A 19,371-nucleotide genomic window follows, 5' to 3' on the forward strand; every position below is an offset into this window, starting at 1 on the left:
GCCGCAAAGCTCCTCCCAGCGCCTGGGAGCGACGAAATGCCAGGTCCGAACGCCTATATATATTAGAGCGCCCGAACTCAGCGACCGGCATTGCCGCCCGGCATCGAATGTTTCTCCGCCGCAGGTTGCTGTCAAATGACCAATTTGGGGAAAATTTTCCGAAACTCACTTTCCCGGTGCACGCCATCAGGAGAATTCGGAGGGACCGGGAATCGCGATGCTGCGGAGAAAATGGCAACTACTTGCCCGAGTGAAAATGCGCGAACTGTATGAAATATAAGGATTTTCTTTAAAAAATCCGGCTTTTTTCAGCCTTAAAGGAACAAAAACGGCCCGAAAATATCGCGTTGCGAAGAAACAACACAGTCCCAAAAACGTTGTCTGGACCAATTGGCAAGCATCGCTGAAGGTCAATCCGTGTGGCAGAATGGCGGCTAAGTTCATTACTAGCCCCATGGAACAAGGGCCTGTGACGACCTGAACACATGATATTATTCATTTTTTTGATGTCGTAATCTTGTAGCGCAGTTTATCTGCGGATATCTCACCCGAGAGGAGAAACATGAACAAATTAGCAAAACTCGTCTTCGCTGCTGCGTCCGCAGCCATCGCACTGTCTGCCACCGCTCAGGAAACCAAGGACATCAAGGTTCGTCCCGGCAGCCTGTACCTGCAAGATGGCCGTGACGTCGTGACCCGCAGCGGTTACGGTCTGTGCTGGCAAACCGCTTACGTGAACGGTCCGTGCGAAGAACCGCCCGCACCGGCTCCGGTTGCCGCTGCTGCTCCTGCTCCGGCTCCTGCTCCTGTCGCTGCCCCGACCTCGGAAAAGGTCACCTACGCTGCTGACGCCTTCTTCGATTTCGACAAGGCAACCCTGAAGCCGGCTGGCAAGGCCAAGCTGGATGAACTGGTTGGCAACCTGAAGGCGATCAACCTGGAAGTCATCATCGCCGTCGGCCACACCGACTCGATCGGCTCCGTCGCCTACAACCAGAAGCTGTCGGTTCGCCGTGCTGAGTCCGTCAAGGCCTACCTGGTCTCGAAGGGCGTTGAAGCCAACCGCGTCTACACCGAAGGCAAGGGCAAGTCGCAACCGGTCGCTGACAACAAGACCGCTGCTGGCCGCGCCAAGAACCGTCGCGTGGAAATCGAAGTTGTGGGTACCCGCAAGTAATCGATTGCTGCTACAAGGCTGTTATGAAAACCCCGCTTCGGCGGGGTTTTTTTATTCCTGTTTCATTTGCTGGTCATGCAGGCTTTTGCAAGCACTTGCCCCTTCATTGCGGCGCATCTTGACCTGGCGCAGGCTACCCGCTGCGTCGGATTGGGCTATCATTAGGCCCCATGAACACGACCAATGCGACCATGAACGCCGATCCCCAAGAGATCCAGAAATTCAGTGAACTGGCCCATCGCTGGTGGGACCCGGGTTCCGAATTCCGTCCCCTGCACGAAATCAACCCGCTGCGCCTGGAGTGGATCAACGCCCGCGCCCCGCTGGCCGGCAAGAAGGTGATCGACATCGGCTGCGGTGGCGGCATCCTGGCGGAATCGATGGCCAAGAAAGGGGCCGACGTCACCGGCATCGACCTCTCCGACAAGGCCCTGAAAGTGGCCGACCTGCACAGCATGGAATCCGGCGTGCAGGTGCGCTACGAAAAGATCGCCGCCGAAGACATGGCCGCGCGTGAAGCCGGCCAGTACGACGTCGTGACCTGCATGGAGATGCTGGAACACGTCCCCGATCCGGCCGCCATCGTGCGCGCTGCGTCCAATCTGGCCAAGCCGGGCGGCAAGCTCTTCTTCTCCACGCTGAACCGCAACATGAAGTCCTACGTCATGGCCATCATCGGTGCCGAATACGTGCTGCGGCTGCTGCCCAAGGGCACGCATGACTATGCCAAGTTCATCACCCCGGCCGAGCTGGCGCACTACACGCGCGAAGCCGGTTTGCAGATCGATGGTTTCAAGGGCATGGGCTACAACCCGCTGACCAAGATCTATTCGCTCAACGACGACACCAGCGTGAACTACCTGGTGGCCTGTACCAAGCTGGGCTGAGCCGCCTCGCTCGCGCCTCGCCGGTTCGTTCCCCTCGCCGCAGCTGTCCGCTGCGGCGCTTTTCTTCCTGCCATCCTGAAGCCCATGCCACTCCGCCCTCCCCGCGCGATCCTGTTCGACCTCGACGGCACGCTCGCCGACACTGCCCCCGACCTGGCGGCCGCCGCCAACTACCTGCGCCAGCAAAGGGGCCTGGAAAATGCCCCCTATGAAAGTTTGCGTCCGGTCGCCTCGGCCGGTGCCCGCGGGCTCATCGGTGCGGCACTGGGCATCCATCCGGGCGATGCGGAATATGAAGACTTGCGCGTACTTTTCCTGGACCGCTACCAGGCCAACATGACGACCCACAGCGGCCTCTTCGACGGCATCCCGGAACTGCTGGCGCAACTGGAAGCGCGCGGCATCGCCTGGGGTATCGTCACCAACAAGGCGGCACGCTTCACCGACGTGCTGGCCCCGCAGATCGGGCTGGGCCATGCCGGATGCATCGTCTCCGGCGACACCACCCCGCATCCCAAGCCGCATCCCGCGCCATTGCTGGAAGCTGCCAAGCGCCTGGGGCTGCCCCCCGAGGATTGCTGGTACGTCGGCGACGACCTGCGCGACATCCAGGCCGGGCGCGCCGCCAACATGCCGACCATTGCCGCCGCCTGGGGCTATTGCGGCCATACCGAACCGGCTGCGTGGCAGGCCGATGCGCTGCTGCATGCACCGCTGGACATCCTGACCCTGCTGGACTGATCCGCTTTCCCGCCTTTGCTGGCGCGCGCAAGGAAACTTGAGCGCGCCATTTCCCTCCTAGCAGTGCCATGTCGCCTCGCATTAGAATGGCGACAACCCGGCGCACGCCGCAGCACCACACACCATCACAACCAGAACCGGCCACCTGCGCAGGCATCGCCCCAGGACGGACCGGCACCGACAAGGGAAACCGTCATGAGCAAGCCGGACCGCGCCTCACTCACCCAGCACCTCGCCTGGCAACGAATGAGACGCCCGCTGCGCTGGGCCGGCTGGACGCTGGCCGTCCTGCTGGTCCTGGCCGCGTTGAGCTGGGCCGCCCTGCCTGCTCTGGTGCGCAAGATCGCCGTCGACCAGACCCAGGCCCAGATCGGCCGCAAGCTGGAAATCGGCGAGATCGCCTTCAACCCCTTCAAGCTGGCCCTGCGCGCCTCCGACATCACACTCTATGAAGCCGATGGCACGCAGCCCTTCTTCAGCGCCAAGGGCTTGCTGGCCGACCTCTCGGCCGCCTCGCTGCTGCGCCTGGCACCGGTGCTGGACGAGATCAGGCTGAGTACGCCGCAATTGCACGTGGTGCGGGTAGATACCGAGGGCAGCGGCCATTACAACTTCTCCGACATCCTTGATCGCCTGGCCGCGCAGCCCAAGAGCGAAGGCCAGGCGCGCTTCTCGCTGGCCAACGTGCAACTGCAGGATGGACAGATCCGCTTCGAGGACAAGGTCAGCGGCAAGAACATCGACATCGCCGCGCTGCAGGTGGGCCTGCCCTTCATCTCCAACCTGCCGGGCAACATTGACAGCTTCGTGCAGCCGCAACTGTCGGCCACCATCAACGGTACGCCGCTGCACCTGAAGGGCCGCAGCAAACCCTTCGCCTCGACACAGGAATCGGCCTTCGCCATCGATATCGACCAGCTCGACCTGGTGGGCTACCTGCCCTTCGTCCCTGCCGAATTACCGGTCGTCATCCAGAGTGCCAAGCTGAGCACCAAGCTGGATCTGGGTTTTACCCGCAAGGACGACAGGCCCACCGTCACCCTGGCCGGCGATGTGCGCCTGGATGACATCGCTCTGCAGGACAAGGCCCGCGCGCCGCTGCTCAAAGCCAAGTCGGTAGCGCTGCAGGTGAAGCAATTTGACCTACTGGCCGCCAGCGGCGAACTGACCCAGCTCACGCTGGAGCAGCCGCAAGTCTGGGCCAGCATGAATGCACGCGGCGAGATCAACTGGCAGCGCGCGCTGGCCGGTGGCGGCAGTGCCGGCGGCAAGAACAGCGCAGGTACCGCGAAGAAGGATGTCCCCGCTCCTGCGGCCAGCGCACCCCAGCCGGCGCCCCCCATCGTGCTGCAACAACTGACCGTGCGCGGCGGAGAAGTGAACTGGCGCGACGAAGCCAATGCGACGCCCGCCCAAGCGATCAAGCTGAGCAAGATCGACATCAACGCCACCCAGCTCTCTACCGCCGCTGATGCCAAGCCCGCGCACCTGGCCCTGTCGGCGGTGGAAAACGGCCATGGCAAGCTGGCCTTCGACGGCCAGCTGCAGCCGCTCAAACCCGGCGTGGCAGGCAAGATCACGCTGGAGAACATCGACCTCGCCGGCTACCAGAATTACCTGTCACGCGCCCCCATCAGCGGCGTAGCCGGCAAACTCTCCGGGCAGACCACACTGCAGCTGCGTGACGGCCATCTCAAGCTCGACGACAGCAAGGTACAACTGGCCGACCTGCGCTTGACGCCCCCGGGCAAGGGCGCACAGCCGCTGGCGCTGGAATCGCTCTCGCTGCAGGCACCCACGCTCACCGATACGCTGGACCAGGCCATCCCCTTCAAGCTGCAGGCGCGCTTCGACAAGAACGGCAGCGCCGATCTGGCCGGGCAGGCGGCAGCGCATTTCAGGAGCGTGGCGCTGGATCTGGAGGTGAAGGATCTGCCCATCACGCCCTTCCAGCACTATTTCACCGATGTGCTCAATGTCACCATCAGCAGCGGCCTGGCCAGCGCCAAGGGCAAGCTGGAGCTGACGCCCCCGCTGGACGATCGCAAGCTGGCGCTGGACTACAAGGGCAGCGCCGCCATCACCAACCTGCGCATGCAGGACAAGCAGACCTCCACCGACTTCCTGCGCTGGCGGACGCTGGAACTGGCCGGCATCCAGGCCAAGCTGGGCGGACGTCCGCAAGTGGCGCTGGAGAAGGTGACGCTGTCCAACTTCTACGCCCGCGCCATCCTTTCCGACAAGGGCCGCCTGAACTTGCAGGACATCGTGGTGGCTGATGCGCAGGAACAGGGCTCGATCACGGACGACAGCAAGAAAACCGACAAGCCTGCCAACACGGGAAGCTCGCGCAAGACCGTGTCCGCCACCCCGGTCACGCCCGCGACCGCGCCCGCCGATGCGCCCATCGTGCGAGTCGGCCAGGTGGTGCTGGCAGGCGGCAACATCAACTACACCGACAACTTCGTCAAACCCAACTACACCGCCAACATGACGGGACTGTCCGGCAGCATCGGGCAGATCTCTTCGGAGAAACCGCAATCGGCACCGGTCAACATCAGCGGCAAGATCGACAATGATGCTCCCCTGCAGATCTCGGGCTCGCTCAATCCGCTCTTCAAGCCCATGTACCTGGATCTCAAGGCCAGCGCCAACGGTGTGCAGCTGCCGCGCCTGACGCCCTACTCGGCCAAGTACGCCGGCTATCCGATCACCAAGGGCAAGCTCTCGATGGATGTGCAATACAAGATCGAGAACGACAAGCTGGTGGCCCAAAACGATTTGCGCATTGAACAGCTGAGCTTCGGCGAACGCGTGGACAGCCCGGATGCCACCAATCTGCCGGTGATGCTGGCGGTGTCGCTGCTGAAGGACCGCGATGGCAACATCAACCTGAACCTGCCGATTTCGGGCTCGCTGTCGGATCCGGAGTTTTCGGTCGGCGGCATCATCGTGCGGGTATTCGTGAACCTGATCGTCAAGGCCGTCACCTCGCCCTTCGCGCTGATCGGATCGATGTTCCGCGCGGACGAGCACATTGGCGAGCTGCGCTACATCGAGTTCTCGCCGGGCTCCTCGGAAGTCACCGACGAGGTGCGCAAGAAACTGGATGCGCTGGGTTACGCGCTGCATGAGCGTCCGGGCATCAAGCTCGACATCACCGGTCGCGTCGATCCCCAGGTCGATGACCAGGGCCTGCGCCGCGAAGCGCTGGAACGTGCCATGCGCAGCCTCAAGCGTGCCGACCTGATCGCCAAGGAAGGCCAGCCGGACGGCCCGGTGCGCGTGAGCGCGGCCGAGCGCGCCCAGTACCTGGAGCGCGTCTACAAGGATGCCAAGTTCGACAAGCCGCGCAACATGATCGGCCTGAGCAAGAGCCTGCCCGAAGCCGAGATGGAAAAGCTGATCCTCGATCACACCGAGGTGACCAAGGATGACTTGCGCAACCTGGCCCAGCGCCGGGCCGACCAGGTGCGAAATTATTTGCAGGAACAGAGCGTGATCGATCCGGCGCGCATCTTCCTGATCGCACCCAAGCTGGATGGCGCGGGCATTCCTGAAAAGGAACCGAAGGCGCGGGTCGAGCTGACCATCCAGTGAGCAGGCGATGCGCCAGCGGGCGGCGCGGCTCTTGAAAAGCCATACGCTGCCCATACAGTAGGGAGTAGGTTATAATTCACCTCCCGCCGAACAAGCGGGCGCCTCTTGAAGAGACTCGGAGAGAGGCAAGCGTAATACGCAAGTTCACGCGCCCAGCGGGATTTGCGAAGCTTCAACACCACGGGGCCGACTTGGTTTCGACAGGGGTTGCAAAGCGGAACAGGGCATGCCGAGGACTGGTTACCTCGTTAATCCATCCGGAACTGCTTAAATGCAAACGACGAATCTTACGCTCTCGCAGCGTAAATCGCACCTAGAAACCTAAGAAACTTCTAGCTCTACAGCACTTCTTCCCTGGGGTGTGCTGGCAACAGCGGTAGAGTCATTTACAGGGAATCGTGGCGTATGGGGTTACTTCATACGTCATTAAATCCAAGGTAACTCGTCCTGTCGAAGCGTGTGCGTCCGCGTCGCCAGGGTTAAAACCAATTGACTGCACTACGCATGTAGAACTGTCTGTAGAGTGCTTCTGGACGCGGGTTCAATTCCCGCCGGCTCCACCAACATCACGACCATCAGCAATCGGCATCACGCCGGTTCCTGGTGGTTTTGTCTTTCTGTCCTCAGCGATTGCATGGACTTGCCGTCTTGACGATGCCGAATCCCGGACGGGTACCCCCCTCCTGATCTTGCTGAATGAACAATCTCTTGAACTGTAGCGGCCCAATTTGGATCGAGCATGTCAAAAATTGTTAGAGAATCAGGCACAAAATTCAGCACAGTTTTACCCTGCAGGACGACAGAGCGCGTACCCAAACGACAACGTCCACTCAGTGCATAAGCCCTTGGGTCATGGCTCTCCGCGATTCTTCGTGAAAATTTCGTGTTATTTCAATGAGGTTTTGTCGTACCATTACCCGGTCTTACAAATTGTAACGTTTCAAGACACCGGATAAACGCTGTAAATCAACAAGAAAACAGCGTGTTGACCGCGGGCCGCACCGATGAATGGGGTCCGAACTGGTAGGGGGATCCGGTAAATAACACCGCCAAGCAGAAGCCTCGGGCTTTTCAAGATATGTATTCAGGGGATGTCAGTTTTTCAATCGCGTCGCACGCGCAGTGGGTTCCGGGTATCGAATCCCATGCCGATTGGCAACGCTGGATCAGCGATGATCGCCAGGCCGCTGGTTCGGGGGAACCAGCAGTCAAGTCCATGCCGCCCATGCTGCGTCGACGGACCAGCCCAGTGGGCAAGCTGGCGCTCGAGGCGGCCTATGGCGCACTGAGTGCGGCCTCGCCTGCCATTGCATCCAGCCCCGCCGACGACGCCAGCAAGGACGCGCAAGACATGCCGGTCGTGTTTGCCTCGCGCCACGGCGAATGCGCCCGTTCGGTGGAATTGCAAATGGCCCTGGCCGCTGCTGCGCCCATGTCGCCCACCGCCTTCAGTCTCTCGGTACACAACGCCAACGCCGGCCTGTTCTCCATCGCCCGTGGCAGCCAGGCCAATACGGTGGCCATCGCAGCCGGCCAGAGTACGGTCGAACATGCCGTCATCGAAGCCTGCGGCCTGCTGGCCGATGGCGCGCGGCAGGTCCTGCTGGTGGTCGCCGATGCACCGCTCCCCACGCTCTTTTCCGATTTCGCCGATGAACACGAAGAGCCCTGCGGCTGGTCCTGGCTGATGCAGGCCGCCGACGAACACGGCGCGCTTCCGACCGTGTCTCTGCAATGGCAACCGATTCAGCCGGGCCACGGCACCCTCCCCTCTGAAAATGCCACCGCTGGCGCGGCCGCGGTGCTGCGCTTCTTCCTCGACGCGTCCACGTCCACCCTGCACCGCCAGGCCGATGGCCGCCGCTGGCACTGGATGCGGCATGCTTGAACGGGCCCTGGCATTGATCGACCGTGGCTGGCGCATCGTGGCCACGGGGATGTGCTTTGCGCTCTTCGGCCTGGGCGGGCTGATGTTGCGGCTCGTGGTTTTCCCCATCCTGCAGTGCCTGGTCCGCGATCCGCAGCAGCGCGTCAAGTGGGCACGCCACATCATCCGCCTGGCATTTCGCGCCTTCGTCGAGGTCATGCACATGAGCGGCGTGATCCGCTATGAAATTACCGGACTCGAACGGCTGGATCGCCATGGTCTCCTGATCCTGGCCAACCACCCCACGCTCATCGATACCGTGCTGCTGATGGCCTTCGTGCGCCATGCCGACTGCATCGTCAAGGGCGCACTATGGCGCAATCCCTTTACGCGCGGCCCGGTCCGTGCGGCGGGTTACATCAGCAATGCCCAGGGACCTGACCTGATCGAGGACTGCATCCGCTCCCTGCGCAGCGGCGGCAACCTGATCATTTTCCCGGAGGGCACCCGCACGCCCAGCGATGGCCGGATCAGCCTCAAGCGCGGCGCAGCCAATGTGGCCGTACGCGGCGGATGGGCCATCACCCCGGTGCGCATCCGCTGCACGCCCGGCACCCTCGCCAAGGGCGAGAAATGGTGGAAGGTACCTGCTACGCGCGCACATTTCCGGCTGCATATCGGCGAAGACCTCCATCTCGACCACATCATCGCCAGCGAGCAAGCAGCCGGCGCCGACCAACCGACTCTGGCGGCGCGCCAGTTGACGACTTACCTGCAACAGTACTTCACGAAAGAGAACTAGGCGATGCACGATCTGGAACAAGACATCAAGCAACTCATCATCGAGGCCCTCGACCTGGAGGACCTCACTCCCGGCGATATCGACAGCGCCGCGCCCTTGTTCGGGGATGGCCTGGGGCTGGATTCGATCGACGCGCTGGAACTGGGCATGAGCCTGCAGAAACGCTACGGCATCAAGCTCTCGGCCAACTCCGAAGAAACCCGCAAGCACTTCGCCTCGGTTCAGGCGCTGGCTGCGCTGGTAGCCAGCCACCAGGCCACCGCCTGAGCAGCCCTCCACGCTGCACATTTCAATAACGACCCCGCCAAGCCACTTGCAAGAGAAGCAGATCATGACCACTCTCACACCTGACATGACCAAGGACGAAATCACCGTGTGGATCGTCGATATGCTGCACGAGATGTTCGAGCTTGACAAAGCCGCCATCACGCCCCAGTCCAACCTCTACACCGACCTCGACATCGACAGCATTGATGCCGTCGACATCGTCGTCAAACTCAACCAGACTACCGGCAAGCGCATCCAGCCCGACGTCTTCCGTAGCGTGCGTACCGTGCAGGATGTGGTCGAGATCCTGGCGAACCTGATGCGCGAACAAGCGCACGCATAAGGCATGAAGCCTCCTGCGATGTCCCGGCTGGCCAGCCTGGCCGGCCCGCTGTTGATCCTGCTGTATCCCCTGCTGATCTGGTATGCCCACGGCAAGCTTGAGCCGCGCCTGCTGGCCCTCTTGCTGGTGCTCATCGCCGCCGTGCGCCTGTTCACCAGCCGCACTGGCCGCCCCCTGCGCTGGATGGGCGTGGCCGCGCTGGCGCTGGCCGCACCGGCCTTGCTCTGGAACGCGCTGCTGCCGCTGAAGCTCTATCCGGTGGCCATCAGCGCCGGCATGCTGGCGCTGTTCGGCTACAGCCTCTACAAGCCGCCCACGGTGATCGAACGCATGGCGCGCCTGAGTTCTCCGGACCTGCCCCTGTTCGTCGTCGCCTACACGCGCCGGGTCACCCAGGTCTGGTGCCTGTTCTTCGCGGTCAACGGCAGCATCGCCCTGGGCACCGCCCTGTGGGCCTCCCCTGCGGTGTGGTCGATGTACACCGGAGTCATCTCCTACGTCGCCATGGGCGTGCTGTTCGCCGGCGAATATCTGGTGCGTCTGTATGTACGCCGCCAGCATCATGCGTGAGGTGGCCGCCATGAACACGACCACGCGGCTGGATCTGCTGCAGCTCCCCTTCCAGGCCTTCGACGGTGAGCGCGTGATCGGGTGGCGCGATGGGGCCGCACTCACGCACACCGCCTGGCGCGCCGAGGTGCTGCGCTGGCGGCATCTGATCATGGCCACGCCCGGCGAGCGTATTGCGCTGTTCCATCCGGATACACTGCATTTCGCCGCCGCCTTGTTTGGTATCTGGCTGGCCGGCAAGACAGCCTACCTGCCCAGCGATACCCTGCCCGAGACCTGCCGCCAGCTGCGTACCGAGGTCGATGCATTCGCGGGAGACTTCGGTGCCCACTGGCCGGCCCTGTGGCCGGCTGCGGATACCATCCCTGACGATGCTCTCGCACCTTGGCCTGCCCTGCGCGCCGATTTCACCGGGCTGGTGGTCTACACTTCCGGCAGTACCGGCCAGGCGCAGGCCATCCCCAAGCAGCTCGGCCAGATGGCCAATGAAGTGGCCACGCTGGAGGCGCTCTTCGGCAGCATCGTGGGCCAGGCCGACGTGGTGGCCACGATCTCGCACCAGCACATCTACGGCTTGCTGTTCAAAGTGCTCTGGGCACTCTGTGCGGGACGTCCCATCCATGCCGGCAGCGCCTTCTTCCCGGAGGATCTGCAGCGCATGACGGGTCCGCGTCCCTGGCTGCTGCTGTCCAGCCCGGCGCATCTGACGCGTCTGCCCGAGCAGGCCACGCAGCCGGACGCGCGGCAGTTGCGCGCCATTTTCTCGTCCGGCGGTCCACTGCCGGCACAGGCCGCGCGCGATGCCGCCCGCCTGCTGGGTCACCGTCCGCTGGAAATCTATGGCAGCTCCGAGACCGGTGGCATCGCCTGGCGGCAGCCGGAGAGTGATCTGCTGCAACGCCTCGAACACTGGCAGGCCATGCCCGGCGTGTCGGTACGCATCGGTGCCGAAGGCGCGCTGCAAGTCCGTTCTCCGCATCTGCCCGATGAACAGTGGTTCAGCATGGCTGACCGCGCGGTGCTGGTGGATGGCCTGCCGGCGGCTTTCGAACTGCGCGGACGCAGCGACCGCATCGTCAAGCTCGAAGAAAAGCGCATCTCTCTGACCCGCATCGAACAAGGACTGGCCGCCAGCCCGCTGGTGGCAGACGTGCGCGTGATCGTGCACCAGGGCCGCAGGGCGCGCCAGTTCATCGCCGCCTTCGTGGTGCCGACGGCGCAAGGCCAGGCCGTGCTGGATGGCCAGGGCAAACTGGCCCTCAATGCCGCCCTCAAGGCCAGCCTGGCCGATGCCGTCGAAGCCATCGCCCTGCCTCGCCTGTGGCGTTACCTGCCCGCGCTACCGTTGAACCCGCAGGGCAAGGTCACGCTCTCGGCACTGACGGCACTCCTGGAAAACACGGGCGCGGCAAATACCAGCCCGCCGACCCTGCCCAGGGTGACCGAACTTGAACGCACCGCCGAGCAGGTCCAACTGGGGCTGGAGATCCCCGCCGACCTGCTCTACTTCCAGGGCCACTTTCCCGGCTCGCCCATCCTGCCCGGCGTGGTGCAGACCGAGTGGTCGCTGATCCTGGGCCGACGCTATTTCAGCCTGCCACCAAGGTTCCTGGGCCTGCAGGCCTTGAAATTCCAGCGCGTCATCACGCCCGGCATGCGCGTCGTGCTGGAACTGCAACACGATGCGGCCAAGTCACAACTGGCCTTCCGTCTGCATTCGGAGGCCGGGCAGCATGCCAGCGGCCGCTTCCTGCTGGGGGCGGCATGAAGACCGGCATCTCACACAGCACCATCGTGGTGATCCCGGTCTATGACCACGAACACGCCATCGGCGCGGTGGTCGCCGCCGTGCGCGGCCACGGCTTGCCCTGCATCCTGGTTGACGATGGCAGCAGTCCCGCCTGCGCCACCGTGCTGCAGCAGCTGGCCGCAGCCGATCCGCAGCACATCACGCTGCTGGTCCATCCGCACAACCAGGGCAAGGGCGGTGCCGTCATGACCGGCCTGCGCCACGCTGCAGCAGCCGGCTACACCCACGCCTTGCAGATCGATGCCGACGGCCAGCATGACAGCGCCGACATCCCGCGCTTTCTGGCGGCCTCGCAGGCAGCGCCGGCCGCCGTGATCAACGGCAAGCCGATCTACGACGAGAGCGTACCCAAGGGCCGGCTCTATGCGCGCTACCTGACCCACGTCTGGGTGTGGATCAACACGCTTTCACTGGAGATTGCCGATTCGATGTGCGGCTTCCGGCTCTATCCGCTGGCTCCGACGCTGCAGCTGATGGACCAGGCTCACATCGGCCGGCGCATGGATTTCGACACCGAGATCCTGGTACGCCTCTACTGGCGCGGTCTGCGCGTGCAGAACCTCGCCACGCGGGTGCGCTATCCGGCCGACGGCGTGTCGCATTTCCAGGTCTGGCTGGACAATGTCCTGATCTCGCGCATGCATGCCCGCCTGTTCTTCGGCATGCTGCTGCGTGCGCCCGTGCTGCTGGCGCGCGGCAGCTGGCGTCGGCTGGGCGGACGCAGCGCATGAGCCAGCCACCCCGCGCGCGCCATTGGGCGCAAATCAACGAAGTCAGCTTCGTGGCCGGCATGCGCTTGCTGTTCGCGGTCCATCGCCTGCTGGGCCGGCTGCCCTTCCGGCTCATGCTCTATCCGGTGCTGTGCTGGTACATCGCCGCCAATGGCCGCGCCCGCCAGGCCTCGCGCAGCTTCCTGGCGCAAGTCCGCAGCTACCGTCCGCAACTGCCGCTGCGGTCCGGACTTTTTGGCGTTTTCCTTCACTTCGCCGCATTCGGCGAAAGCCTGCTGGACAAGATGTTGCTGTGGGGCGGGCTGTTCCCGATCAATAAAGTTCATTTGAGCGGTAGCGCCCATATCACCGATGCCATCGCCGCCGGACGCGGCGGACTCATCATCTGCACCCACCTGGGCAACCTCGAATTGTGCCGCGTGATCGGCCGCCAGCATCCGGCTCTGAAGCTCACGGTGCTGGTGCACACGCGGCATGCCCAGGCGTTCAACCAGATGCTGGCCCAGCTCGATCCCGGCAGCCAGTTGAACCTGATGCAGGTCACCGACATGTCCCCGGCCACCGCCATGGTGCTGGCCGAGAAAGTGGCGCAGGGCGAGTTCGTGGTCATCGCCGGTGACCGCGTCCCGGTCTCGCCGCAGCCTCGGGTAGCTCGCGCATCCTTCCTGGGCCGGATCGCGCCTTTCCCGATCGGGCCCTACGTGATGGCGGCACTGCTGCAATGTCCGGTCTACCTGATGTTCTCGCGCCGCAGCGCCGAGGGCGCGGAGGTGAGCTTCGAAGCCTTCCGCGACCGCATCGTCCTGCCGCGCAAGCAGCGCGACGAAGTATTGGCCGAACTGGCGAGCGCCTACGCCGCACGACTGGAAGCGCATTGCCTGCAAGCGCCCTACCAGTGGTTCAATTTCTATGATTTCTGGGCCGACTCGGCCCTGGACGAACACCATGCCTCACACTGACGTTTCCTTTTCCGCCAGCAGCAGCCCCATCCGCTTCGGTGCCCAGCCTCTCTCCATCGAGGATGTCGTGGCACTGGCGCGGCGCGAGCGCACGGCGCAATTGCACGATGCCGACAGCTTCCGTGCGCGCATCGCGCGCGGCGCCGATTTCCTGGACCGCCTGCTGCGCGAGGATGGCACCATCTATGGCGTCACTACCGGCTATGGCGATTCCTGCACGGTGACCGTCCCGCCCGAACTGGTCCCGGAACTGCCGCACCACCTCTACACCTACCACGGCTGCGGCCTGGGCGCGCTGTTCACGCCGGAGCAATCGCGCGCCATCCTGGCCGCCCGCCTCAATTCGCTGTGCCAGGGTTTCTCGGGCGTAAGCGTGGCGCTGCTGGAACAGATCACCGGCCTGCTGCACCATGATCTGCTGCCGCAGATTCCCTGCGAGGGCTCGGTGGGTGCCAGCGGCGACCTGACGCCGTTGTCCTACCTGGCGGCGGTGCTGTGCGGTGAACGCCAGGTCTGGCGCGACGGTTCTACGGTGCCGGCCGCCGAGGCACTGGCGGGAGCGGGGATGACGCCGCTGCGGTTGCGTCCCAAGGAGGGCCTGGCCATCATGAACGGCACGGCCGTCATGACCGCGCTGGCCTGCCTGGCCTTCGACCGCGCCCGCTACCTGTGCCAGCTGGCCACCCGCATCACGGCCATGAGCAGCTTCACGCTGGACGGCAATGCCCACCATTTCGATGCCACCCTGTTCTCGGCCAAGCCGCATCCGGGCCAGCAGCAGGTGGCCGGCTGGCTGCAGCGCGACCTGCCGTGCGGCCAGGCGCACCGTAACGAAAAGCGCCTGCAGGATCGCTATTCGGTGCGCTGCGCGCCGCACGTGATCGGCGTGCTCAATGACGCCCTGCCGTCGCTGCGCCAGTTCATCGAGAACGAACTCAACAGTGCCAACGACAACCCGCTGATCGACCCCGACGGCGAACGCGTGCTGCATGGCGGCCATTTCTATGGCGGCCACATCGCCTTCGCCATGGACAGCATGAAGACCGCCGTGGCCAACATCGCCGACCTGCTCGACCGCCAGATGGCGTTGATGGTAGACCAGCGCTACAACAACGGCCTGCCGGCCAATCTGTCCGGTGCCCGAGGCCCGCGCGCCCCCATCAACCATGGCCTGAAGGCGCTGCAGATCAGCGCCTCGGCCTGGACCGCCGAAGCCCTCAAGCTGACCATGCCGGCCTCGGTCTTCTCGCGTTCCACCGAATGCCACAACCAGGACAAGGTCAGCATGGGCACGATTGCCGCACGCGATTGCCTGCGCGTGCTGGAGCTGACCGAACAGGTCGCCGCCGCCCTGCTGATCACGGTACGCCAGGGTGTCTGGCTGCGCAGCCAGCGCCAGCAGGCCGGCGACACGCCCTTGCAGGATCTGCCCGCCGGCCGCCTGGCCGCCATGCAGGCCGCGCTGGCCGAAGACATTGCCGTGGTCGATGAAGACCGCATGCTGGAGCCCGACCTGCGCCTGCTGCTGCAGCGTATCCGCGCCCAGGCCTGGAGCCTGTATGAGTGAGACCGTCCTGCCGGCGGGCAAAGTCACCCTGGCCAATTCCCCGTGGCGCGGCGAAGTCGAATTGCAGATCCAGTTCTATGACCTGGATCCGATGGAAATCGTCTGGCATGGCCGCTATGTCGAATACATGGAAGCCGCGCGCTGCGCCCTGCTCGATGGCCTCGGCTACAACTATCCGGCCATGAAGGAATCTGGCTATGGCTGGCCGGTGATCGATCTGCACCTGCGCTATGCCGCACCGGCCCGCTTCGGCCAGCGCATCCGCGTCAGTGCCGCCATCGTCGAGTGGGAAAACCGCCTGCGCATCGACTACCTCATCAGCGATGCCGCCAGCGGCGCACGCCTGACCCGCGCCTCCACCGTCCAGGTGGCGGTGCAGATGAACAACCACGAGATGTGCTTCGTATCGCCCCCGGTACTGTGGCACAAGCTCGGACTGACGCCTCCTGCCCCATGAACGCAAGAACCTTCCTCGTCTCCCTGGCCTGGCTGGCGGCGCTGCCCGCTCACGCCGCCGCCCCGGTGCAACAGATCCAGGCCACCCTGGCCAAGCCGGCCGTGATGTGCGGACGCTTCGACCAGACCAAGCAACTGACCGGCATCAAGAAGCCGCTGCAGGCCCAGGGCCGCTTCTGCGTGCTCAAGGGCCGGGGCATCCTGTGGCAGACACTGCAGCCCTTCCCCAGCACCCTGCGCATCACGCGCGAGGCCATCGTGCAGATCCAGGATGGCCGCGTGGCCATGAAGCTCGATGCGCAACAGGAGCCGGTGGTCAAGATGATCAACAGCGTGCTGTTCTCCCTGCTGGCAGGCGACCTGAGCCAGCTCGATACGCTCTTCGAACTCGATGGCAGCCTGCGCGAGGGCCACTGGCAGGTCGCGCTCAAGGCGCGCCAGCCGGCACTGGCCAAGGCCATCGGCGACATCAGCCTGGCCGGTGCCGGCTATGTGGAAAAGGTCGACATGAAGGAAGCCAGCGGCGACCGCACCGAGATCCGTTTTTCGGCCGTCAAGACCGGCGAGGGTGCGATGACGGCCGACGAAGGAGCCCTGTTTGACTAAGCCCGCGCGCCGCCTGCCGCGCCTGCTGGCGCTGGCCTGGCTGCTGGCGGTGCTGCTGGTGGCCGGCCACAATGCCTGGCTGTGGCTGGGCCAGCGCGCCAGTCCCGATACCGACATCCTGGCCTTGCTGCCGGGCACCAGTGGCCGCGATGCGGTACGCCAGCAAGCCTTCTCGCACATGGTCGATGCGGCCCAGCAGAAGCTGGTGGTGCTGGTGGGCGACCGCGACTGGAGCCGGGCCCAGGCCGGCGCGCAGGCTTACCTCACGGTCTTGCGCGCGCACTCCGGCCTGATCGCCCCGATCAGCGGCGACAACGCGCAATGGCAAAACCAATGGCTCGAAAGCCTGGCGGGCAGCCGCAGCCTGCTGCTCAGTGAGGCCCAGCGCGCCCAGCTGGCAAGCGGCACGCCGCAGGCATGGAGCCAGCGCGCCTTGAGCGGCCTGTACGGCGCGTTCGGCGGACCCCGCCTGGGTGCCTGGCAGGATGATCCTTTCGGACTCTTCAGCGACTGGGTGCAGGAACGCGCCAGGGAGACGCCCGTGCGCCCGCGCGACGGCCAGCTCTTCGTCGAGCGCGATGGCGTGAACTACGCCCTGCTGCTCTTGGAACTGAAGGCCCCGGCGTTTTCCATGCAGGCGCAGGAGCAGATCGTGCCGCTGCTGGCGCAGGCGCGCCAGGCGGCACACGGCGAGGCCGGCGAGGTCATCACCGGCGGCGTGATCCTGCATGCGGCCGCTGCCAGCGCCCAGGCCGGCAGCGAAAGCGCCACCATCGGTGCCGGCTCGCTGCTGGGCATCCTGCTGCTGATGTGGCTGAGCTTCCGCTCGCTCAAGCCGATTCTTTACATCGCCCTGTCCATCGCCGTCGGCTGCCTCGGTGCGCTGTCGGTTAGCATGCTGCTGTTCGGGAAGATCCATCTGCTGACGCTGGTATTCGGTGCCAGCCTGATCGGCATCGCCCAGGACTACGGGATCTACTTTCTCTGCGCGCGCCTGGCCGCGCCGGCCACGCAGGACTCGACAACCCTGCTGCGCCGCCTGTTGCCGGGGCTGGCGCTGATGCTGCTGGCGGCACTGATCGGCTATCTCGGCATGGCCCTGACGCCCTTCCCCGGCCTGCAGCAAATGGCCGTGTTCTCGGCCCTGGGACTGGTGTTTGCCTGGCTCACGGTGGCTTGCTGGTTCCCCCGCCTGATCGGTCCGCACAGCCTGCGTGCCAGCCCGCAAGCGCAACGCTTCGGCCGCAGCATCGCCCGCTGGCCTGACCTGCTGGGCGGCGCGGCCTGGCACCTGGTTCTGCCGGCGGCGGTGGCATTGATCGGGCTGGCCCTCGCCGGCATCACCCGCCTGCACAGCAGCGACGACATCCGCGCTTTGCAGAACAGTCCGCCGGCCTTGCTGCAGGACCAGATCCGCATCAGCCAGTTGCTGGACATGGCCGCCCCGGTCCAGTTCTACCTGGTGCGCGGCGCCTCCCCCGAGGCCGTATTGCGGCAGGAAGAAGCCCTGCGCGAGAAGCTGCAACCCCTGGTAAAAGGCAAGCTCATCAGCGGCGTACAGGCCGTGTCCAACTGGGTCCCCTCGCAACAGCGCCAGCAGGACAACCTGACCCTGCTGCGGCGCGCACTGCTGGAGCCCCAAGGTACAGCGCCCGACGCCGTCATCCTCACCGCGCAAGCCATCGATGAGAGCCCGCAATGGGCGCAAGCGTTGCGCCAGCGCATGCTGGACAACGCCCAGCCGCTCACCCCCGCAGAATTCCTGGCCACCCCGGCCGGTGCCACCTCGCGCCACCTCTGGCTGGGCCAAGTGGAGGGCCAGTACGCCAGCATCGTGGCCCTGCGCGGCCTGACCGACTATCGCCAGCTGGACCGCCTGGCCGCCGTGGCCGATGGACTGCCGGGCGTGCAATGGGTGGACAAGGTGGGCGACATTTCGGCCGTACTGCGCCAATACCGCATCACCATGGGCTGGGCGCTGCTGTGTGCCTACGCCGCCATCTTCGCCCTGCTGGCGCTGCGCTATCGCCGCCGCGCCTGGCGCGCGCTGGCCCCGCCGCTGCTGGCCTCGCTGCTGACGCTGGGCCTGTTCGGCTGGCTGGGCCTGCCGCTGCAGCTGTTCCACGTCCTGGCCGGACTGCTGGTGCTGGGGCTGGGCGTGGACTACGGCATCTTCCTGCTGGAAGCCTCCGGCCACCAGCGTCCCCACGCCTGGCTGACCGTGGGCCTGTCGGCAGCCAGCGCATTGCTGTCCTTCGGCTTGCTGGCCCTGAGCCACAGCCCGCCGCTGCACGCTTTCGGCCTGACCATGCTGTGCGGCATGCTGCTGGTATGGCTGCTGGCCCCTCTGTTCACCCATCCCGGCCGCGAACCGCTCCAGGTTCAGCGCGCACAGCCGGACAAGGAATCCGCATGAAGCCCTACCGCCTGCTGGCCGCCATGAGCGCCGCCATCGTCCTGCTGCTGGGCGCCTGTGCCAGCCCGCTACCCCCGGATACGCGGCCGTCGGCGCGCCTGTCCCTGCGCCTGCCGCCAGCCGCGCTGGGCCAGGACATCAGCCTGCAGCAACACCTGACGGTGGAGCGCGGCAACCGTGTCGACCAGCTCGACACGGCGCTGGAAATCGATGCCAGCCATGTCGACCTGGTCGGCCTGGCGTTTGGCCAGCGTGTCATGTCGCTTCACTATGACGGCCAGCAATTGCAGGTCTGGCGCCACCCCATGCTGCCCAGCCACGTGCAAGGTGAAGATGTACTGCAGGACGTCCAGCTGACCCTGTGGCCGGCTGACGCCATCCGCCAGGCCCTTCCCGAGGGCTGGGAGTTGCGCGAAGCCCGGGCTCAACGTACCCTCCTGCTCCACGGCGAAACGATTGCCGTGATCGACTACCCCGACCAGCGCCGCTGGGGAGGCAAAGTGATCCTGAACAATCTGCGTTACCACTACAAGCTGACCATACAGTCGGTGGTGACCTCTGAATGACATCGC

Annotated in this window: 17 protein-coding genes and 1 other RNA gene; all 18 read left to right on the top strand. The window is 64.7% G+C overall.

What is annotated here, in order from left to right:
* Window positions 1–562 precede the first annotated feature (562 nt).
* The 18 genes from ompA to MKD49_RS04785 all read left to right on the top strand — a co-directional run bounded on the left by ompA (window position 563) and on the right by MKD49_RS04785 (window position 19,365).
* Complete coding sequence (gene ompA, locus MKD49_RS04700; protein ID WP_006462111.1) at window positions 563–1,177, top strand: outer membrane protein OmpA; 615 nt, start codon at window positions 563–565, stop codon at window positions 1,175–1,177.
* Between the two features lie 170 nt (window positions 1,178–1,347).
* Complete coding sequence (gene ubiG, locus MKD49_RS04705) at window positions 1,348–2,064, top strand: bifunctional 2-polyprenyl-6-hydroxyphenol methylase/3-demethylubiquinol 3-O-methyltransferase UbiG (RefSeq protein ID WP_252695594.1); 717 nt, start codon at window positions 1,348–1,350, stop codon at window positions 2,062–2,064.
* Window positions 2,065–2,148: 84 nt separating this feature from the next.
* Window positions 2,149–2,805 carry an HAD-IA family hydrolase gene (locus tag MKD49_RS04710; protein WP_209534222.1) on the top strand — a complete coding sequence of 219 codons (657 nt, stop codon included), beginning with the start codon at window positions 2,149–2,151 and terminating at the stop codon, window positions 2,803–2,805.
* 195 nt (window positions 2,806–3,000) lie between these two features.
* Window positions 3,001–6,405, top strand: a complete 3,405-nt coding sequence (locus MKD49_RS04715) for a DUF748 domain-containing protein (protein ID WP_252695595.1) — start codon at window positions 3,001–3,003, stop codon at window positions 6,403–6,405.
* A gap of 182 nt (window positions 6,406–6,587) precedes the next feature.
* Window positions 6,588–6,968: a transfer-messenger RNA gene (gene ssrA / locus MKD49_RS04720) on the top strand.
* Window positions 6,969–7,483: 515 nt separating this feature from the next.
* Window positions 7,484–8,293 carry a beta-ketoacyl synthase chain length factor gene (locus tag MKD49_RS04725; protein WP_209582555.1) on the top strand — a complete coding sequence of 270 codons (810 nt, stop codon included), beginning with the start codon at window positions 7,484–7,486 and terminating at the stop codon, window positions 8,291–8,293.
* Entirely contained in the window at window positions 8,286–9,074 is a 789-nt protein-coding gene (locus MKD49_RS04730; RefSeq protein WP_121043551.1) for a 1-acyl-sn-glycerol-3-phosphate acyltransferase, read from the top strand. Before MKD49_RS04725 ends, MKD49_RS04730 begins: the two co-directional genes overlap by 8 nt.
* A gap of 3 nt (window positions 9,075–9,077) precedes the next feature.
* Window positions 9,078–9,341, top strand: a complete 264-nt coding sequence (locus tag MKD49_RS04735; protein ID WP_034333069.1) for a phosphopantetheine-binding protein — start codon at window positions 9,078–9,080, stop codon at window positions 9,339–9,341.
* A gap of 64 nt (window positions 9,342–9,405) precedes the next feature.
* Window positions 9,406–9,684, top strand: coding sequence for an acyl carrier protein (locus tag MKD49_RS04740; protein WP_083859617.1), 279 nt, complete (start codon window positions 9,406–9,408; stop codon window positions 9,682–9,684).
* A 3-nt stretch (window positions 9,685–9,687) separates the two neighbouring features.
* Window positions 9,688–10,254: a hypothetical protein gene (locus MKD49_RS04745; protein WP_121043555.1), complete on the top strand. Its 567-nt coding sequence runs from the start codon at window positions 9,688–9,690 to the stop codon at window positions 10,252–10,254.
* A gap of 10 nt (window positions 10,255–10,264) precedes the next feature.
* A complete protein-coding gene (locus MKD49_RS04750) occupies window positions 10,265–12,022 on the top strand; it encodes an AMP-binding protein (RefSeq protein ID WP_252695767.1) in 1,758 nt (585 codons plus the stop codon).
* Window positions 12,019–12,795: a glycosyltransferase family 2 protein gene (locus tag MKD49_RS04755; protein WP_252695596.1), complete on the top strand. Its 777-nt coding sequence runs from the start codon at window positions 12,019–12,021 to the stop codon at window positions 12,793–12,795. The genes MKD49_RS04750 and MKD49_RS04755 overlap by 4 nt, the downstream gene beginning before the upstream one ends.
* A complete protein-coding gene (locus tag MKD49_RS04760) occupies window positions 12,792–13,754 on the top strand; it encodes an acyltransferase (protein ID WP_252695597.1) in 963 nt (320 codons plus the stop codon). The genes MKD49_RS04755 and MKD49_RS04760 overlap by 4 nt, the downstream gene beginning before the upstream one ends.
* Window positions 13,741–15,321: a histidine ammonia-lyase gene (gene hutH, locus MKD49_RS04765; RefSeq protein WP_252695598.1), complete on the top strand. Its 1,581-nt coding sequence runs from the start codon at window positions 13,741–13,743 to the stop codon at window positions 15,319–15,321. The genes MKD49_RS04760 and hutH overlap by 14 nt, the downstream gene beginning before the upstream one ends.
* A complete protein-coding gene (locus tag MKD49_RS04770) occupies window positions 15,314–15,778 on the top strand; it encodes a thioesterase family protein (RefSeq protein ID WP_039787290.1) in 465 nt (154 codons plus the stop codon). Before hutH ends, MKD49_RS04770 begins: the two co-directional genes overlap by 8 nt.
* Complete coding sequence (locus tag MKD49_RS04775; protein WP_121043562.1) at window positions 15,775–16,383, top strand: outer membrane lipoprotein carrier protein LolA; 609 nt, start codon at window positions 15,775–15,777, stop codon at window positions 16,381–16,383. The genes MKD49_RS04770 and MKD49_RS04775 overlap by 4 nt, the downstream gene beginning before the upstream one ends.
* Window positions 16,376–18,799: an MMPL family transporter gene (locus MKD49_RS04780; protein WP_252695599.1), complete on the top strand. Its 2,424-nt coding sequence runs from the start codon at window positions 16,376–16,378 to the stop codon at window positions 18,797–18,799. Before MKD49_RS04775 ends, MKD49_RS04780 begins: the two co-directional genes overlap by 8 nt.
* Window positions 18,796–19,365 (top strand): DUF3261 domain-containing protein, encoded by a 570-nt coding sequence (locus tag MKD49_RS04785; RefSeq protein ID WP_252695600.1) that lies wholly within the window; start codon window positions 18,796–18,798, stop codon window positions 19,363–19,365. Before MKD49_RS04780 ends, MKD49_RS04785 begins: the two co-directional genes overlap by 4 nt.
* Window positions 19,366–19,371: the final 6 nt, after the last annotated feature.

Origin of the sequence: Herbaspirillum sp. WGmk3 (assembly GCF_023952535.1) — a bacterium.
GTDB classification, from domain to species: domain Bacteria; phylum Pseudomonadota; class Gammaproteobacteria; order Burkholderiales; family Burkholderiaceae_D; genus Herbaspirillum; species Herbaspirillum huttiense.

Coding starts and splice junctions, on each gene's coding strand:
- MKD49_RS04745 (WP_121043555.1), top strand. CDS start 9,688: ATGAAGCCTCCTGCGATGTCCCGGCTGGCCAGCCTGGCCGGCCCGCTG.
- MKD49_RS04750 (WP_252695767.1), top strand. CDS start 10,265: ATGAACACGACCACGCGGCTGGATCTGCTGCAGCTCCCCTTCCAGGCC.
- ompA (WP_006462111.1), top strand. CDS start 563: ATGAACAAATTAGCAAAACTCGTCTTCGCTGCTGCGTCCGCAGCCATC.
- MKD49_RS04760 (WP_252695597.1), top strand. CDS start 12,792: ATGAGCCAGCCACCCCGCGCGCGCCATTGGGCGCAAATCAACGAAGTC.
- MKD49_RS04785 (WP_252695600.1), top strand. CDS start 18,796: ATGAAGCCCTACCGCCTGCTGGCCGCCATGAGCGCCGCCATCGTCCTG.
- MKD49_RS04715 (WP_252695595.1), top strand. CDS start 3,001: ATGAGCAAGCCGGACCGCGCCTCACTCACCCAGCACCTCGCCTGGCAA.
- MKD49_RS04755 (WP_252695596.1), top strand. CDS start 12,019: ATGAAGACCGGCATCTCACACAGCACCATCGTGGTGATCCCGGTCTAT.
- MKD49_RS04730 (WP_121043551.1), top strand. CDS start 8,286: ATGCTTGAACGGGCCCTGGCATTGATCGACCGTGGCTGGCGCATCGTG.
- MKD49_RS04770 (WP_039787290.1), top strand. CDS start 15,314: ATGAGTGAGACCGTCCTGCCGGCGGGCAAAGTCACCCTGGCCAATTCC.
- MKD49_RS04775 (WP_121043562.1), top strand. CDS start 15,775: ATGAACGCAAGAACCTTCCTCGTCTCCCTGGCCTGGCTGGCGGCGCTG.
- MKD49_RS04740 (WP_083859617.1), top strand. CDS start 9,406: ATGACCACTCTCACACCTGACATGACCAAGGACGAAATCACCGTGTGG.
- MKD49_RS04735 (WP_034333069.1), top strand. CDS start 9,078: ATGCACGATCTGGAACAAGACATCAAGCAACTCATCATCGAGGCCCTC.
- ubiG (WP_252695594.1), top strand. CDS start 1,348: ATGAACACGACCAATGCGACCATGAACGCCGATCCCCAAGAGATCCAG.
- MKD49_RS04710 (WP_209534222.1), top strand. CDS start 2,149: ATGCCACTCCGCCCTCCCCGCGCGATCCTGTTCGACCTCGACGGCACG.
- MKD49_RS04725 (WP_209582555.1), top strand. CDS start 7,484: ATGTATTCAGGGGATGTCAGTTTTTCAATCGCGTCGCACGCGCAGTGG.
- hutH (WP_252695598.1), top strand. CDS start 13,741: ATGCCTCACACTGACGTTTCCTTTTCCGCCAGCAGCAGCCCCATCCGC.